Annotated in this window: 14 protein-coding genes and 5 tRNA genes; 1 reads left to right on the top strand and 18 read right to left on the bottom strand. The window is 44.4% G+C overall.

The genetic code is table 11. From position 1 onward, the window contains the following. Positions 1–31 precede the first annotated feature (31 nt). The 7 genes from yihA to EUAN_RS09065 form a co-directional block, all read right to left on the bottom strand. Positions 32–682, bottom strand: a complete 651-nt coding sequence (yihA, locus tag EUAN_RS09035; RefSeq protein ID WP_071063872.1) for a ribosome biogenesis GTP-binding protein YihA/YsxC — start codon at positions 680–682, stop codon at positions 32–34. Then, positions 672–3026, bottom strand: a complete 2355-nt coding sequence (gene lon, locus EUAN_RS09040) for an endopeptidase La (RefSeq protein WP_071063874.1) — start codon at positions 3024–3026, stop codon at positions 672–674. The genes yihA and lon overlap by 11 nt, the downstream gene beginning before the upstream one ends. 138 nt (positions 3027–3164) lie before the next feature. Continuing rightward, positions 3165–4415 carry an ATP-dependent Clp protease ATP-binding subunit ClpX gene (gene clpX, locus EUAN_RS09045; RefSeq protein ID WP_071063876.1) on the bottom strand — a complete coding sequence of 417 codons (1251 nt, stop codon included), beginning with the start codon at positions 4413–4415 and terminating at the stop codon, positions 3165–3167. 20 nt (positions 4416–4435) lie between these two features. Then, positions 4436–5020 carry an ATP-dependent Clp endopeptidase proteolytic subunit ClpP gene (gene clpP, locus EUAN_RS09050; RefSeq protein ID WP_071063878.1) on the bottom strand — a complete coding sequence of 195 codons (585 nt, stop codon included), beginning with the start codon at positions 5018–5020 and terminating at the stop codon, positions 4436–4438. A gap of 26 nt (positions 5021–5046) precedes the next feature. Continuing rightward, the gene (tig, locus tag EUAN_RS09055) at positions 5047–6330 is read right to left on the bottom strand and encodes a trigger factor (protein ID WP_071063880.1); all 1284 of its coding nucleotides are present in this window, start codon (positions 6328–6330) and stop codon (positions 5047–5049) included. A 196-nt stretch (positions 6331–6526) separates the two neighbouring features. Continuing rightward, positions 6527–6611: transfer RNA gene (locus EUAN_RS09060), tRNA-Leu, on the bottom strand. Between the two features lie 157 nt (positions 6612–6768). Further along, positions 6769–6853: transfer RNA gene (locus tag EUAN_RS09065), tRNA-Leu, on the bottom strand. A gap of 157 nt (positions 6854–7010) precedes the next feature. Here EUAN_RS09065 and EUAN_RS09070 point away from each other — a divergent pair. Next, the gene (locus EUAN_RS09070; RefSeq protein WP_071063882.1) at positions 7011–7643 is read left to right on the top strand and encodes an HAD family hydrolase; all 633 of its coding nucleotides are present in this window, start codon (positions 7011–7013) and stop codon (positions 7641–7643) included. A 34-nt stretch (positions 7644–7677) separates the two neighbouring features. Here the strand turns inward: EUAN_RS09070 and EUAN_RS09075 are convergent. The 11 genes from EUAN_RS09075 to EUAN_RS12255 all read right to left on the bottom strand — a co-directional run. Then, positions 7678–7762, bottom strand: a tRNA-Leu gene (locus EUAN_RS09075). Positions 7763–7765: 3 nt separating this feature from the next. Then, positions 7766–7841: transfer RNA gene (locus EUAN_RS09080), tRNA-Lys, on the bottom strand. Positions 7842–7984: 143 nt separating this feature from the next. Then, positions 7985–8061 (bottom strand) — tRNA-His (locus EUAN_RS09085). Between the two features lie 81 nt (positions 8062–8142). Continuing rightward, on the bottom strand, positions 8143–8619 hold the full coding sequence (locus tag EUAN_RS09090) for a metallophosphoesterase family protein (protein ID WP_071063884.1): 477 nt from the start codon (positions 8617–8619) through the stop codon (positions 8143–8145). Positions 8620–8624: 5 nt separating this feature from the next. Further along, positions 8625–9212 carry an RdgB/HAM1 family non-canonical purine NTP pyrophosphatase gene (rdgB, locus tag EUAN_RS09095; RefSeq protein WP_071063886.1) on the bottom strand — a complete coding sequence of 196 codons (588 nt, stop codon included), beginning with the start codon at positions 9210–9212 and terminating at the stop codon, positions 8625–8627. Between the two features lie 73 nt (positions 9213–9285). Beyond that, positions 9286–10839 carry an N-acetylmuramoyl-L-alanine amidase family protein gene (locus EUAN_RS09100; protein WP_071063888.1) on the bottom strand — a complete coding sequence of 518 codons (1554 nt, stop codon included), beginning with the start codon at positions 10837–10839 and terminating at the stop codon, positions 9286–9288. Positions 10840–11004: 165 nt separating this feature from the next. After that, positions 11005–11988, bottom strand: a complete 984-nt coding sequence (locus EUAN_RS09105) for an AIR synthase family protein (protein ID WP_071063890.1) — start codon at positions 11986–11988, stop codon at positions 11005–11007. Between the two features lie 2 nt (positions 11989–11990). After that, on the bottom strand, positions 11991–13994 hold the full coding sequence (ligA, locus tag EUAN_RS09110) for an NAD-dependent DNA ligase LigA (protein WP_071063892.1): 2004 nt from the start codon (positions 13992–13994) through the stop codon (positions 11991–11993). Between the two features lie 12 nt (positions 13995–14006). After that, a complete protein-coding gene (gene pcrA / locus EUAN_RS09115) occupies positions 14007–16229 on the bottom strand; it encodes a DNA helicase PcrA (protein WP_071063893.1) in 2223 nt (740 codons plus the stop codon). 84 nt (positions 16230–16313) lie between these two features. Beyond that, positions 16314–16625, bottom strand: a complete 312-nt coding sequence (locus EUAN_RS09120) for a YerC/YecD family TrpR-related protein (protein WP_071063895.1) — start codon at positions 16623–16625, stop codon at positions 16314–16316. Positions 16626–16813: 188 nt separating this feature from the next. Then, positions 16814–16959 (bottom strand): formate--tetrahydrofolate ligase (locus EUAN_RS12255; RefSeq protein ID WP_143000717.1); only part of this gene is annotated, 146 nt, incomplete at its 5' end.

Genomic DNA, 16959 nt, shown 5'->3' on the forward strand with positions numbered 1-16959 from the left:
CTTGCAGAATTTTCTGCAAGCTTTTTCACTTCTATTCCTCTATATCCTCTTCTAGCTCTATATCCTGAAACTCTGAAGAATTTCTGTACTCCTCGTTTATCTCCACAAGCTCATTTATAGTCTCCCAGACCTTGTCTCTGTTTGTGTGCTTGCTGGCTGAGTAAGGTATTATAAACTCCTTGTTCTCAACGCCAAGCTTGTTGGCTATTATATTTATATGCTTAAGCCAGTTTCCCCTTGATATCTTGTCTGCCTTCGTGGCTATTATGATTCCGTTGAAGCCACAGCTCTTTATCCAGTCGTACATCATCTTGTCGTGTTCTCCAGGCTCGTGTCTTATGTCCACAAGCAGTATGACCTCTACAAGACTCTTTCTAACTTTAAAGTAGGCCTCTATCATCTTGGCCCATTTCTCTCTAGATGTCTTGGAAACCCTTGCATATCCATATCCCGGAAGGTCGACTATCCTTATCTCTTTGTTTATCTCATAGAAATTGATGGTCTGTGTCTTCCCCGGCTGTCCACTTGTCCTGGCCAAACTCTTTCTGTTTATGAGAGAGTTTATAAGAGATGACTTGCCTACATTTGATCTGCCTGCAAAGGCCACCTCGAATTTCCCCTCTTCTGGATACTGATCTGGCCTTCCAGCCGTTATGAGCAGCTCCGCACTTTTAATTTTCATAGCTATCTTCCTTATCTTCCACTATAAGCACATGAGGCAGTACCTCACTTATATTTTTCACAAATACGAACTCTATCTCTTTTTTCACTTTTTCAGAGACTTCTTCCATGTCCCTCTTGTTGTCCCAAGGGAGTATTATCTTCTTCACGCCTGCCCTGTATGCAGCCAGCACCTTCTCTTTTATGCCTCCTACCGGAAGCACCATGCCCCTGAGAGTTATCTCTCCTGTCATAGCCACTTGCCTGTCCACTTTAGTGTCTGTAAGCGCCGATATGACAGCCGTGGCCATAGTTATGCCAGCCGAAGGTCCATCTTTAGGAATAGCCCCTTCCGGAACGTGGATGTGCACGTCTTTTTCCTTGTAGAAATTAGGGTCTACCTTGAGTTCGTCCGCTCTAGACCTTATATAGCTTATACCGGTCATCGCAGACTCCTTCATCACATCGCCAAGCTTTCCTGTAAGTTGCACTTTGCCTGTACCGTGCATTATATTGACCTCTATAGAGAGAGTGTCCCCTCCTACAGCTGTCCAAGCAAGTCCTCTCACAAGCCCCACTTGGTTCTGCTCCTCTACAGAGTCGAATCTGTACTTGGCATTTCCCAGATAGTTTTTAAGGTTTCCAGAGTTGATTCTTACAGTCTTTACTCTGTCTTCGACTATCTTCTTTCCAGCTTTTCTGCATATATTGGCTATCTCTCTCTCGAGATTTCTGACTCCTGCCTCTCTTGTATAGCTCTTGACTATTTCACGAAGCGTGTTCTCCGAAATCTGAAGCTTAGACTTGCCAAGTCCATGCTCTTTCATCTGCTTAGGCAGTAGGTACTTCTTGGCTATGCTGAGTTTTTCGTCCTCTGTATATCCGGCTATCCTTATTATCTCCATCCTGTCTAAAAGCGGACCAGGTATAGTGTTCAAGGAGTTGGCTGTAGTTATAAACATCACCTTTGAAAGGTCGAACGGAAGCTCCAAGTAGTGGTCTGTGAAAGTGGAGTTCTGCTCAGGGTCCAGCACTTCAAGAAGCGCCGATGCAGGATCTCCTCTGAAGTCTCCGCTCAGCTTGTCTATCTCGTCCAATAGGAATACAGGGTTTTTCTGCCCTACTTTCTTCATAGACGATATTATCCTTCCAGGTATAGACCCTACGTAAGTCCTTCTATGACCTCTTATCTCAGCTTCGTCTCTGACTCCACCTAAGGACATTCTGACGAATTCCCTATTTATGGCTCTGGCTACAGACTTGGCTATAGAAGTCTTTCCAACACCAGGAGGTCCTACAAGGCAGAGGATAGGCCCTTTAAGCGAGTCCGTAAGCTTTCTCACCGCTAGATACTCCAGTATTCTCTCTTTTACATCCTTTAGTCCATAGTGATCTTCATCCAGTATCACCCTGGATTTCTTTATATCTATAGAATCTTCGGTTTCCTTGTCCCAAGGCAGGTCAAGTATCCACTCCACATAGTTTCTGACTACGCCAGATTCAGCTGAAGAAGAGCTCATTCTCGCAAGCTTGTCCAGCTCCTTGTTCAGCTTTTCAACCACTTCTTCAGGCAGCTCCATCTCGTCCATCTTGGCTCTGTAACCTCTGATCTCGTCAGTCTCTTCCATCTCGCCTTCGCCAAGCTCTTTCTGTATGGCCTTTACCTGCTCTCTAAGGTAGTACTCTTTCTGAACCTTGTTTATCTGTTTCTTCACTCTTCTGCTTATTCGCTCTTCTATCTTTATGATTTCAAGCTCTTTTTCAAGTATGTCCTGTATCAGTTCAAGCCTGTCTTTAGGCTCTATCTTGTCGATTATAAGCTGCTTTTCATCTATCGCCACCGGCAGATACGAAGCTATCGTGTCTGCAAACCTGCCAGGCTCTTTTATGTCTGAGAGATTGAGTAGCACTTCTGGAGATATCTTGCTTCCAGAGTGGATATACTCCTCAAAAGAGTCCATTATCATCCTCATAAGAGCTTCCATCTCGAAAGTCTTCTTCACTTTCTCGCTTTCGGCATGGTCCTTTATTTCAACCTGGAGATAGTCTTTTTCATCTTCTATGAAGTTCACTATCTCTCCTCTGTTTATTCCCTCCACAAGCACCCTCACTACGTCTCCTGGAAGCTTGAGCATCTGCTTTATCTTGCATATCGTTCCTATATGATAGAAATCATCTTGACCCGGGTTTTCCGTTTCAGCTGATTTCTGAGAGCTCAAGAATATTATAGAGTCCTCTGCCATCGCGGCTTCTAGCGCCTCTATCGACTTGTCCCTTCCCACGTCAAAGTGAAGCACCATGTGCGGGAATACAGACAGCCCCCTGAGCGGAATATATGGCAGGACTTTCAAATCTCTGTTGTCCATGTTTTCTCCTCCTTATGCAACTTTTTATGCTACCTATACTATATTCTGTATTTATCTGTAGAGTTGAATTCATTATACCATTAGAGTTTGCAAAAAACAGCTAGTGAAAAAACAAAAAGTCTACAGAATGTAGACTTTTTAAGAAGCTGAGTTTTCATCACCCTTATCTTTTAAGATGAGTTTAGGCTCACTTCCGTTTATAACTGTATCTTTTGTTATGATACACTTCTCTATATCTTCTCTAGAAGGTATTTCATACATTATGTCTAGCATAACCTCTTCTATTATCCCTCTAAGGCCTCTGGCCCCTGTATTTCTCTCTATCGCCTTCTCGGCTATAGCCTCTAGCGCTTCGTCTTCTATCTCCAGCTCTACTCCGTCTATAGCGAACAGCTCCATATACTGCTTCACAAGAGCGTTCTTAGGCTTTGTGAGTATATCTATAAGCGAATCCTTGTCAAGCTGGCTTAGAGTGACCATAACCGGAAGTCTTCCGATAAACTCCGGTATTAGCCCGAACTTGAGAAGGTCTTCTGGCCTAAGCTGCTCGAGAAGCTTTCCCTTGTCCATGCTGGTCTTGCTCTCTATGCTGGCTCCAAATCCCATGGATTTCTTGCCTATTCTGTTCTGGATTATGCTCTCCACTCCGTCGAAAGCTCCTCCAACTATAAACAGCACGTTGCTTGTATCTATCTGTATAAACTCCTGATGTGGATGCTTTCTTCCACCTTGAGGTGGAACACTTGCAACTGTCCCCTCAAGTATCTTGAGTAGCGCCTGCTGCACTCCCTCTCCTGAGACGTCTCTAGTTATAGACGGATTCTCAGACTTTCTGGCTATCTTGTCTATCTCGTCTATATAGATTATACCTTTTTCAGCTCTGTCTATATCGTAGTCAGCCGCCTGTATAAGCTTTAGGAGTATGTTCTCTACGTCCTCTCCAACGTATCCAGCCTCTGTAAGTGAAGTTGCGTCCGCTATGGCGAACGGAACGTTCAGTATCTTGGCAAGTGTCTGCGCAAGCAATGTCTTTCCAGACCCCGTTGGTCCTGCCATCATTATATTGCTCTTTTGAAGCTCTACATCACTGTCTATAGACTTCTTGTTTATCCTCTTGTAATGGTTGTAGACAGCTACGGCAAGTGCTCTCTTAGCCTTGTCCTGCTGCACCACATACTCATCTAATATAGATTTTATCTCTGAAGGCTTAGGAAGCTCTGTCATATCCATTTCTACAAACGTATCCAGCTCATCTTCCACTATCTCCTGACAAAGCTCTATACACTCGTCACAGATATAGACATTAGGTCCCGCCACAAGTCTCTTTACCTGGTCTTGATTCTTCCCACAAAATGAGCATTTCAGCTTTTTTTCATCTGTCTTTGGCATTACTACACCCCATTTAAGTGTTATTTTCTCGAAGCGATAACCTCGTCTATCAACCCATAAGCCTTGGCTCTGTCTGCCGTCATAAAATTATCTCTATCTGTGTCTCTTTCTATAACTTCTAGAGGTTGACCTGTTCTCTCGCTGAGAATTTCATTCAGTTTTGATCTCATCTCTATGATTCTCTCGGCGTGAATTCTGATATCCTCTGCCTGACCTCTTGTTCCCCCAAGCGGCTGATGTATCATGACTTCTGCATTGGGAAGGGCATACCTCTTACCCTTCGCCCCGGCTGCCAGCAGGAAAGCTCCCATGCTCGCTGCCATCCCAACACATATAGTAGATACGTCAGGCTTTATATACTGCATGGTGTCGTATATTGCAAATCCAGAAGTTATAGATCCACCTGGACTGTTTATATATATCTGTATATCCTTGTCAGGGTCTTCAGACTCCAAGAACAGCAGTTGCGCAACCACTAGGCTAGCCGTTACGTCGTTTATCTCATCGCTTATAAAGATTATTCTCTCTTTCAGAAGTCTAGAGTATATATCGTAAGACCTTTCCCCTCTATTTGTCTGTTCAACAACCATTGGTACTAAAGCCATTCCAATCGCCTCCCGTATTTAAACTCTTAAACTAATTTGGCGTTCTCAACTAAGAAGTCTATAGTCTTTCTCTTCACTACTCCGCCTTTTATATAGTCTATGTCATTCTCGTCTAGTGTAGACTTCAGCTTGTCTAGTTCCTGTCCGTACTGCTTAGCAAGCTTCTCTAGTTCCTCTGAAAGCTCCTCTTCGCTTACCTCGAAAGTCTCGCTCTTGCCTATGGCGTCAAGTATAAGATCTCCCTTTACGAATCTCTCAGCGTTTTCTCTAAACTGAGCTCTGAAGTCTTCCATGCTAGTGTTAGTAAGCTCTAGGTATTTTCCTAGGTCAAGACCTTGGTATCTAAGTCTGTAAGAGAAGTCGTTTATGCTGCTGTCTATCTGGTTCTCTATCATAGCCTCTGGTATATCTACCTTGCTGTTCTCAGATATCTTGTCTATTATCTTGTCTTCTATTTCCATCTTAGCTTCTTCCGACTTCTGCTCTTCTAGCTTCTTCTTTATGTCAGCTTTAAGCTCTTCTAGAGTGTCGAATTCACTTACGTCTTTAGCAAGCTCGTCGTCTAGTGCTGGAACTTCTTTTTCCTTTACTTCGTGCACTTTTACGTTGAATACAGCTGCTTTTCCTGCAAGCTCTGCTGAGTGGTACTCTTCAGGGAAAGTAACTTCTACCTTGACTTCTTCTCCTGCGCTTTTCCCTACAAGTTGCTCTTCAAATCCTGGTATAAAGCTTCCTGATCCTATCTCCAGAGTTTGGTTTTCAGCTGTTCCGCCTTCAAACTGCTCTTCTCCAAGGAATCCAGCGTAGTCTAGAGTTATAACGTCGCCTTCTTTGACTTCTCTCTCAACTGCTACAAGTCTAGAGTTCACGTCCTGTATTCTCTTAAGCTCGTTCTCTATAGCTTCGTCCTCTATGCTGTACTCTACCTTTTCTACTTCTATTCCCTTGTACTCGCCAAGCTCTACTTCAGGCTTTACAGTTACTTCAACTAAAAAGACCACTGGCTTTCCTTTCTCTATATCTTCAACGTCTAGAGACGGTCTATCTACTGGATCTAGGTTGTGCTCTTTTACAGCTTCTCCGTATACTTCTGGGAAAACTGAGTTTATAGCGTCTTCATAGAAAACTCCTACTCCGTAGTTTAGCTCTATTATCTTTCTAGGAGCTTTTCCCTTTCTGAATCCTGGTATATTGAATCTCTTCTTGTTTTTGTTGTATGCTTCGTTAACCGCTTTCTCAAATACATCTGGAGCCACTTCTATCTTAAGTGTTACCTGATTGTTTTCCTTTTTTTCAACTACTGAACTCATTGTTATACCTCCCTATTTTATAAACAAGCCTTGTCTAAGACTGCTAGTCATTTTCTACTGTTAATTCAACTAATACATTATATCATAGTTTTTCCCACTGTCCAACAACGTCTTGCGCTCTTGTTTTGGGCATTTGTGACTTTTCTATAAAAAAAATGCCAATGGATTTTTTAGAAACCACTGGCATTTCTTATCTTGGTGCGGAAGAGAGGACTTGAACCCCCACGTCGTTTGACACTAGATCCTAAGTCTAGCGCGTCTGCCAATTCCGCCACTTCCGCTGGCACGTATATTGTTCTTTCGAACAATTACTATTTTACCACATCTGAATATAAAGTCAATACTTTTTGAAAGTTTTTTTAAAAAACTTTTTAGGTACTTTTAGGGCACGCTCTAAAAAACAAAAGAGCTTCAAACCTTAAGTTTGAAGCTCTAGTCTGGTGCGGAAGAGAGGACTTGAACCCCCACGTCGTTTGACACTAGATCCTAAGTCTAGCGCGTCTGCCAATTCCGCCACTTCCGCTGGCGTGTTTCGCTCTTTCGAACAATTATTATTTTACCACATCTAGATTTAAAGTCAATAGCTTTTCATAAACTTTTTAAAAGTTTTTTGATGAACTCTATCCGCTCCTCTGATATACTCTATCTGTATAAGACTAATTAGAAAGGAGTGCTTAAATTTGAAACAGAGATTTGCGTTTTTCGACGTAGACAAGACAATACTCGAAAGGGATTCGATGTACGACCTCTTGTTCTACACTTGGAAGAAACACCCCATATCTATAATCCCCTCTATGCTCAAGCTGCTGTCTGTAGTCATAGTCTATTTATTCAAGGGAGCCAACGATATCAGGATTTTGAAAGAAGGAGTTTTCTTCTCTTTCAGATACTTGAGCGAAGAAGAGCTCAGGTATTTTGCTCAAGAGCTGCTGCTGAAGAAAAAGAGCTTCAGGGCGGGAATTGCAGAAATAAAGCTAAAGCACGAGCAAGGTTGTATTGTAGCTCTTGTTTCAGCCTCACCAGAGAGATACCTTAAATACTTTCCAGAGGTATTGCCTGTAGACAAGATAATCGGTACCACAGTCGACGAAAACGGCGTTATCGACGGCGAGAACTGCAAGCACGACGAAAAAGTGCGTAGAATAAAGGCCTGGCTTATTGCGAACGAATGGGAGATCGACTACGAGGAAAGCTTCGGGTATTCCGACTCGCTCAGCGCAGACGGCCCTATGCTTGAACTTGTGCAGCACAGGTACCTTATAAACTCCAGCCTCCAGGTCGAAGGCTACAAGAACCTATACTGGGAACGCTAAAAAACTCTAGATCATCGATCTAGAGTTTTTCTTATGGTGCGGAAGAGAGGACTTGAACCCCCACGTCGTTTGACACTAGATCCTAAGTCTAGCGCGTCTGCCAATTCCGCCACTTCCGCAAGTGGTGATCCATCCGCGACTCGAACGCGGGACACCCTGATTAAAAGTCAGGTGCTCTACCGACTGAGCTAATGGATCTCGATATTTCATTTTGCTTACAGTATCAGAGTTTTCTATTTCAGTCTACCCTGCCATTACGGACTAAGTGATTCACTCGAAATCAGAGATTTCGGTTCTCTACTTATACCGACTGAGCTAATGGATCATGATTATTCTTTTTATGGGGTGGATGATGGGATTCGAACCCACGACCTCCAGAGCCACAATCTGGCGCGCTAACCAACTGTGCCACACCCACCACATTTTTGTATGGCGTATTTCTTAACCCGCCAACATTTATAGATTATATCCTATATCCATATAATCGTCAATAGCTTTTTTATAATTCTATTATCTTTTTTTCTAGCGCCCCATCTTTCAGCTCCAATATCCCCATAGACGGCTTCATTCCAAGCCTAGGCTCCGACGAGCTTCCCGGATTGAAAACATGGAGCTTCTCGTGCTCTATGGAAAGCGAAATATGGGTATGTCCAAAGACTACAATATCGGCTTCAAGCTCTTTTCCTCTGTAGAATATATTCGCAATATCTCTTTTGACTCCATACTTATGTCCATGAGTTGCAAACAGCTTTACACCTTCCAGCTCGACAAAAATTTCCTCTGGGCTTGTATCATCCTTATAGTCACAGTTTCCCTTTACAATCAGAGTTTCAATGCCAGTCAGAGCTGATATGGCTTTGCCGTCTTCAGTGTTGTCTCCAAGGTGGATAACCATCTCGTAGCTTCTGTCTTTTTCCAAGTGCTCTATTACATTCCCTATACTTCCATGGGTGTCGCTCACCACAAGTATCTTCATAGCTTCTAAATCTCCTCTAGTCTCTCTTTCAGCTTTTCAATGGCCCTAGCCCTATGACTTATGCTGTTTTTCACATCTGAAGACAGCTCTGCAAATGTGGCGTCATAGCCTTCAGGAATAAATACGCTGTCGTATCCAAAGCCTCTAGACCCTCTCTCCGCTTCAGCTATCTTTCCACCGCACTCTCCTTCTATCACCTCAACGCTTCCGTCACACAGCACTAGTGCTATTGAAGTTATAAATTTGGCGCGTCTGTCGCTTTTGCCCTCAAGTTTCCCGAGCAGCTTCGCCCTATTTTGGGAATCGTCGGAGTTTTCACCGGCGTATCTGGCCGAGTAAACTCCAGGCTCTCCTCCAAGCGCATCCACAAATAGCCCCGTGTCGTCAGCCATAACTATTTCACCTGTCTGCTCCCAGATTGCCTTGGCCTTTTTAATGGCATTTCCCGATAGATCGCTCTCGGTCTCCTCAACCTCTATGTCCGAGTACCCCATCTCATCTTTCGAGACAACTTCAAAGTCCATCCCCGCGAGTATCTCCTTTATCTCCCTAAGCTTATTCACATTTCCAGTTGAAAGTATAAGTCTTTTCATTGAAACCCCTCCAGCTTTAAAATAGAAAAGAGAGTTAGAAGTCTAACTCTCTTTTCTCACTCTATTTATTATATTATTTTTTAAAGAAATTATCTACACCGTTTGCCATACCTTTTGCACAGAGCTCATGGTAAGCATCGCTTACAAGCCTTGATTCGTCATTTGGATTAGTTATAAATCCAAGCTCCACTAATGCCGCAAGCCCTTTCGTGTTTCTCAAGACAGAGAAGTCACCGTTCTTCACCCCTCTGTTTACAGAGCCCGGAGTTGCTCCCATCAGCCCAGCATGTATGCTCTTCGCAAATTGAAGATCCGTAGCCCCTTTATAGGATACAGTTCCAGCTCCGTAAAGGAAAGTCTCCAGCCCTGTAGCCGCAGGTGCTGCTGCATTGAAGTGTATGCTTATAAAGCCGTCTGCATTGGCGTTGTTGGCTATCTGCGACCTCTCCGAAAGAGTAGGGTAAATATCTGTCCTTCTGGTCATTACGACGTTGTAGCCTCTCGCCTTGAGCTCTCGCTCAAGCTTAAGCCCAACAGAAAGCGCAAGATCCTTCTCTCTGTATTTTTTAGAGTACGACAGTGCTCCAGGGTCTGACCCTCCATGTCCTGGGTCTATGACTATCGTCTTTCCACTTCCACCGCCGTTATTTACATTGTCTGCAAATTTCCACACTACAGTCCCGCCAAAAACTATGACTGAATCAGCCCATTTTTTAGCTTCAACTATAGCTTGGTCCTTTGTGCTGAATTTGCCTAGATGTGCATCTCCCTGATAGACCTCATAGAAAACCTCTTGCTTGCCTTCAGTGTATATAATCAAGTCGTTTCCTGACTTCTGTATGTCGTAGCTGCTGAGTTTGATATTCTCTTTTACATCCAACACGACTCTCGAAACCCCAGAATTATTTCCAGTCCTAACTTTTTCTACAACACCTGTAGAGAGAGCATAAGTCTTTTCGCCTTCTGAAAGCGTAGAGTTCTTTATGTCCAATACTACCCTGGTAGGGTTTTCAAGTCTCATATGAGTATATTCAACTGCCCCAGAGTTCCTCACCACTATGGCTTCTCTTCCGTTTATGGTCTGCTTGGCCACTGTTTTTAGCTGTGTCTGACTAGGAGTTACAGGTCCTGGCGTTATATCAGTCCCTACTCTATCGGTCTTTACAGTAGCCGTTTTAGTCTTGTCATCCCATTTCACCTCTGCCCCAAAGTTTTCAGATACAAACCTAAGGGGTATCATAACCCTTCCATTCATAGCTATCGGAGCACTCACATCTGAAGGTATGTACTTTTTAACTCCATCTACTACTGCCTCTCTACTTCCCAGCTTGACAGATACTACTTTGGATTTAAGCCTCACTACCACTTCCTGAGTCTTTTGCAGCCATTCGACCTCTCCTCCAATGCCTTCTGATATAAATCTCGCCGGAACCATCGTAGTAGTTCCATAGACTATGGCCGGAACGTCTCCTGACATAGTCTTTCCGTCTATGTTCACGTTTACCTTTAAATAGCTTCCCGGTGTCCCGTTTACCGTTGCGTTGAAATTTTCCCCTGACGCAAACGCCCCACTTATAGACGTCAAAAGCATGACTAGCATCAGCAATACAGAAATTCGCTTTTTCATATTTCCCCTCCTCTTTTTGTGTGTTTTTCTTGTTTATGATCCTGCACATTGCCCTATCATATTTATATCACTCTAGTTCTCCTCTCGTCAAACACCATAATACAGCGTAAGTCGTGATTTTGTTAATCCTGTATTTATTATGACAGTTTTATGACGTTTTAAAGACTATATAACTTTATATATTTCGTCGCTTTTAGGGGACTCTATTTCTCTCTCCACTCCGTCCGACTCAATCGTTATTCTAGAGTCTACTACCTCCCCTATTACACTTAGTTCTATGCCCTCTGATTGAAGCTTCTCTTCATACCTCTCCATATCGCCTTTCTCCATCACAACTATCATCGAACCGCTTGAGATAAGTCTTAATGGGTCTATATTCACAGCTTTGGCTATGGCCTTCGTGGAGTCTTTGATAGGTATTCGCTCCTCGAATATCCTGACTCCTACATCGTTGGACACAGCTGTCTCCCAGATTGCTCCTAGTATCCCGCCTTCGGTTATGTCGTGCATGTACTTGGCACCCATCCTGCCTCCTAGGAGCCCTTCCTTGAGTACCGACAGGTCCTTGGTCATGGCTTTTCCCTCTTCTATATGCTCTTTTGAAACTACCCCCGCGAGTTTCGACTCTAGGTCGCTTGCTATTATTGCAGTCCCCTCTATTCCAGCATACTTGGTCATGGCCACCAAGTCTCCCGGCACTATCTCGGAGTTCTTAAGCACTTCGCTCTTCTTCTGCTTTCCCACGACCGTCGTTATAAGCACAATCTTGTTTACAGCGTCTGTTATCTCTGTATGGCCTCCTACTATCTCCACGTTCAGCTCCTTGGAAGCTTTCCCGGCATCTTCCATTATATTCTCTATGTCAGCCTCTGTAGTGGAAGGCGGAAGCAGCATAGTCATCATGACTCCTATAGGCTCCGCTCCGCTCGCAGCGATATCGTTGCACGAGATATGTATGGCAAGGCTGCCTATATTGTTCGAAGCCCCTGTTATAGGGTCTGACGAGAGCACACACCCGTACTCTCCGAAGTCTATAACAGCGCAGTCTTTGCCTATTCCGGCATGAACCAGCACATCTTCCCTCTTGTTGTGAAGATTCCTTATGACTATCTCCTCTAGAAGCTCGTTAGGTATTTTTCCTATCTCCATCTCTATTCCCCCAAACTCGATTTTAGTATTTCTTTTAGCTCGTCTTCTTCTATAACTCTTATCCCAAGCTCTCTGGCCTTTTCAAACTTAGACCCTGGGCTCTCTCCAACTATCACAAAGTCGGTTTTCTTGCTCACACTTCCTGAGACCTTTCCGCTAGAAGCCTCTATTATGTTTTTCAGCTCGCTTCTTCCCATCGTCTCAAGTGTGCCTGTTAAAACCACGGTCTTGCCGGTGAATATGCTCTCTTCGGAATCCGGCCTGCTGTAGACTATGCTTATCCCTTCGCTCAAAAGCTTTTCTATGCTCTCGTGTATGGTTTCGTCATGGAAGAACTCCATTACGCTTCCCGCTACAATGCTCCCTATATCCTGTATCCCGACAAGTTCCTCTTCCGTGGCCATCATAACGCCCTCTAGGTTTTCGAATTTCGTGGCCAATTCTCTAGCAGTCTTCTGTCCTACGTTCGGAATCCCCAAGCTGTATATAAAGGCAGCGAGCTCCACTTGCTTGCTCTTTTCTATGGATTTCAAAAGATTTTCAGCCTTTTTGGGCCCGAAACGCTCGAGCTTTACAAGGTCGTCGTACTCAAGCTCGTATATCTGGGATATCTCCTTAAGATTCAGCGACTCAAAGAGCTGTTCCGCCGTCTTTTCACTAAAGCCCTCTATGTTCATGGCGTCTCTGCTTGCAAAGTGCACGAGCCTCGACACAAGCTGGGGCTTGCACGAAAGCGAGTTCGGGCAGAATATATGGACTCCGTCTTGAACAAGCTCTGAGTGGCATGCAGGGCAGTGTGTAGGCTTCTCTATCTCCGGATGCTCCAGCCCGTCGTCCACAGCTCCCATTATCTCAGGTATCACATCGTTAGATCGCCTTATCCAGACTCTAGACCCTATTTTCACTCTCTTTCTCTGTATATCGTCCCAGTTGTTAAGTGTCGCTCGCTTTACAGTTATCCCGTTTATGTCCACCGGCTCTAGGTTTGCGGTAGGCGTCACTTTCCCCGACCTTCCAACGTTCCAATCTATAGAGTGAAGCGTAGTTGTGTACTCTTCAGCTTCAAACTTGTACGCCACGGCCCACCTCGGGAACTTGTTCGTAAACCCAAGCACATTTCTGGTGAATACGTCGTCCACTTTTATGACCATTCCGTCCGTCAGTATGTCGAGAGAGCTCATCTCGCTCTTTACCTTCTCTATCTCTGCTATAACATCTTCTACAGAGCTAAGGCTCTTTGTATAGTCGTTCACCGGAAGTCTGTTTTCCCTTAGAAAGTCCAGCATCTCAAGCTGGGAACTGAATTCTCTTCCCTCTATATAGTTCACATTGTAGAAATAGGCTACAAGATTCCTCCTCGATGTGACTCCCGGATCTAGATTCCTCAGCGCCCCAGCCACTCCGTTTCTGGCGTTTTTAAGAGGCTCGTCCGCAGTCCTGTTGTACTCCTCGAAAGAGGAAAGTGGCATAAGGCCTTCTCCTTGAACCTCCACCTTTCCTCTGTACGGAATCGAAAGCGGGATATTCCTTATTGTCTTCGCCTGCGGAAGTATGCCCTCTCCCACTTCTCCATTTCCCCTAGTGGCGGCCTGCACAAGTTTCCCGTCTTCATAAGTCAGATTTATAGTGAGCCCATCAAATTTGTACTCCAGTATATAGTCCGGGTATTCAAGCCCTGAACCAGTTTCAGAGTTATAAACATCTAAGAGCTTTCTGATTCTGGCATCCCAGCTTCTGAGCTCCTCATAGCTCTGACATTTGTCAAGGCTCAGAAGCTTCGAAAGGTGTCTGTGCTTTTCAAACTTCTCAACTATGATTCCTCCTACTCTCTGCGTTGGCGAGTCCGGAAGAACTATTCCAGCCTCTTTCTCCAGCATAACCAGCCTGTCGTAGAGAGCGTCGTACTGGGCGTCTGAAATAGTCGGGCTGTCCATAGTGTAGTAGTTGTAATTATGCTTCTCTATCTCGTCTATCAGACTCTTCATCTCCAATATTTTATCTTCCATCGTTTCCTCCATTTAGACAAGTTCTATCGGCGCAAATTCAATCATAAGCTTCTTCACGCCTTCTCCTTCAAAGGCTATTGTAGCCTGCCTCTTTTCGCCTTCTCCGCTTATCGCCACAACAGTTCCTACTCCCCATTTTCCGTGCTTGACCTTAGAGCCAAGCGTTATTCCGCTCTTGTCTCCCTCGGACTTCTTGGCTGTCTTGCTCTCGGACTTGAGTCCAAGCGCTCCGCCTATTCCAGCAAATAGATTTTCCCCAGGCTTTCTGTAGTCCAGTCTGACGCTTTCCTTTGCGCCGGCTTTTCTTTCATTTAGCGGCTCCAGCAGTTCCGACGGAATCTCACTTATAAATCTGGACGGCCTGTTGTAGCTAGTCTTTCCGTAGAGCATCCTCTGTTTGGAATGAGTCAGGAAAAGCCCTTTTTCAGCCCTTGTAATCCCCACATAGCATAGTCTTCTCTCCTCTTCCAAGCTATCCTCACTAGAGAGCGACCTGTAGGACGGGAAAAGCCCTTCTTCCATACCCGTTATAAATACATAAGGGAACTCCAGGCCTTTGGCTGAGTGCATAGTCATAAGCACCACAGCGTTGTCCAGGTTCTCATCTGTCTTGTCCAGGTCCGAGAGCAGTGATATATCCGCAAGAAAGTCTTCAAGCTTTCCGTCAGGATTTTTCTCTTCGTAGTTTACAGCTACAGACACGAATTCCTCTATGTTCTCTATCCTGGTCCTGGCCTCTATCCCTCCATCTTCTTCAAGCTCTTTTATATACCTTGTGGAGTCTATTATATTCTCTAGAAGATCTCTAATCCCCAGTATTTCTTTCATAGCTATAAACTTCCCTATCATAGTTGAAAAAGAGTCAAGCTTCTCTACAGCTCGCTTGGAGAGTCCAATACTTTCAGCTTCCAGCACCGCTGAGTATACGCTCTCCTCTCTCTCTACGCTGTACGACTCCAGCTTGTCGACTGTGGTCTTACCTATACCTCTCTTGGGTACGTTTATTATCCTCTTTAAGCTTATATTGTCTAGTGGGTTCTGGATAAGCCTTAGATAGGCCACTATGTCTTTTATCTCTTTTCTGTCGTAGAACTTAAGCCCTCCGACTATCTTGTACGGTATTCCCTCTTTTAGAAGCGCCTCCTCCACTACACGAGACTGGGCGTTTGTCCTGTAGAGCACAGAGAAGTCCTTGTAGTCCAGGTCTTCCTCGCCTATAAGCTCTTTTATCTTGGATGTCACAAACTGGGCTTCTGCGTATTCGTTGTCGCTTTGGTACTCCGCTATCTTCTCTCCAGGGTGGTTCTCCGTCCAGAGCTCCTTGGCCTTTCTGCCGAAGTTGTTCTTTATAACGTGGTTTGCGGCGTCCAGTATGTTCTGTGTGGACCTGTAGTTCTGCTCCAGCTTTATAAGCTTGGCGTCCGGGTAGTCGTTCTCAAAGTCAAGTATATTCCTTATATCAGCGCCTCTCCAGCCGTAAATCGACTGGTCGGCATCTCCCACCACGCATATATTCTTATGTCCGTCCGCTATCATCTTTACAAGGCTGTACTGCGCCCTGTTTGTGTCCTGGTACTCGTCCACCAACACGTACTTGAACCTCTCCTGGTAGTGGGCTAAAACCTCAGGGTACTCCTTTAAAAGCTCTATCGCCTTGACTATAAGGTCATCAAAGTCAAGCGCGTTGTTGGCCTTTAGCTTTTTCTGGTAGAGACTGTAGATCATACCTCTGCTCTTCTCCCTGAAATCCCCTTCATGCTTCTTTATAAAGGACTCCGGTGTCACAAGCTTGTCCTTAAGCCCGCTTATAAAGCCAAGCGTGGCTCCTACCTCGTACATCTTTTCGTTTAAGTCAAGCTCCTTTATGCAGTCCTTTATAAGCGTCTTCTGGTCTTGAGTGTCGAATATGACAAAGCTTCTCTCATACCCCAGTTTGTCTATGTCTCGCCTGAGTATCCTCACACATATCGAGTGAAAAGTCCCTGCCCACATATGCTCTATGTTTAAGTCCACCAGCTTGGCTATTCTCTCTTTCATCTCACCTGCTGCCTTGTTTGTAAACGTAAGCGCCAGGATATTGTATGGGCTTATTTTTTTCTCCTCTATCAAATAGGCTATCTTGTGCGTAAGCACCCTAGTCTTTCCACTTCCAGCTCCAGCAAGTATCAGAAGGGCCCCCTCTGTGCTCAGTATGGCCTCTCTCTGTCTTTCATTCATTCCGTCTAAAAAGCTCATTGAATCTTCCTCTCTCTTTTCTTTCTATACTATATTATAGACCAATCCGTCCCCATAAGACAAAAATAACCCTTATTTTAAGGGTTATTTTTTCTTCTTCTCATATCCTAGCCTGTCAAGCGCTATTCCATATCCGTCTTCACCGTAGTTGAGCACTCTGTTGACTCTGCTTATAGTGGCAGTGCTCGCTCCCGTAGCTTCCTCTATTTCATTGTAGGTCTTTTCAAGCCGCAAAAGCTTGGCCACTTGAAACCTCTGTGTTATGGACTTTATCTCTTTTATAGTGCATACATCTTCAAAAAACCTATAACACTCTTCCACGTTGTCTATGCTCAGTATGGCCTCAAACAGTTCGTCCGTCTCCTTGCACTGTAGTCTTGAAATATGTTTTTCCAATGGCAACTCCTCCAGTCTTTCGCTTCTCCTATCTTTGCTCTATAACTCTATTCTAATCTTTATGTACAAAACTATCAACACTTTTTGCTTTTTCACTTTAAACTACAAAAGGATATATGTTTGAAAAAGGCGCCTCATTCGAGGCGCCTTCAGTCATTGTATTTTAGTCTTAAATCTGTGGTTTCAGACTAGAATAGTCCTACTATCTCTCCAGACTCAAGTACGTCCATTCTCTCCGCTGCTGGTACCTTTGGAAGTCCTGGCATTCTCATTATGTCTCCTGTAAGAGCTACTATGAATCCTGCTCCTGCTGCAAGCTCTAGTCCTCTTATTG

Source organism: Andreesenia angusta (genome assembly GCF_001855385.1).
Taxonomy (GTDB): Bacteria; Bacillota; Clostridia; order Tissierellales; family Gottschalkiaceae; genus Andreesenia; species Andreesenia angusta.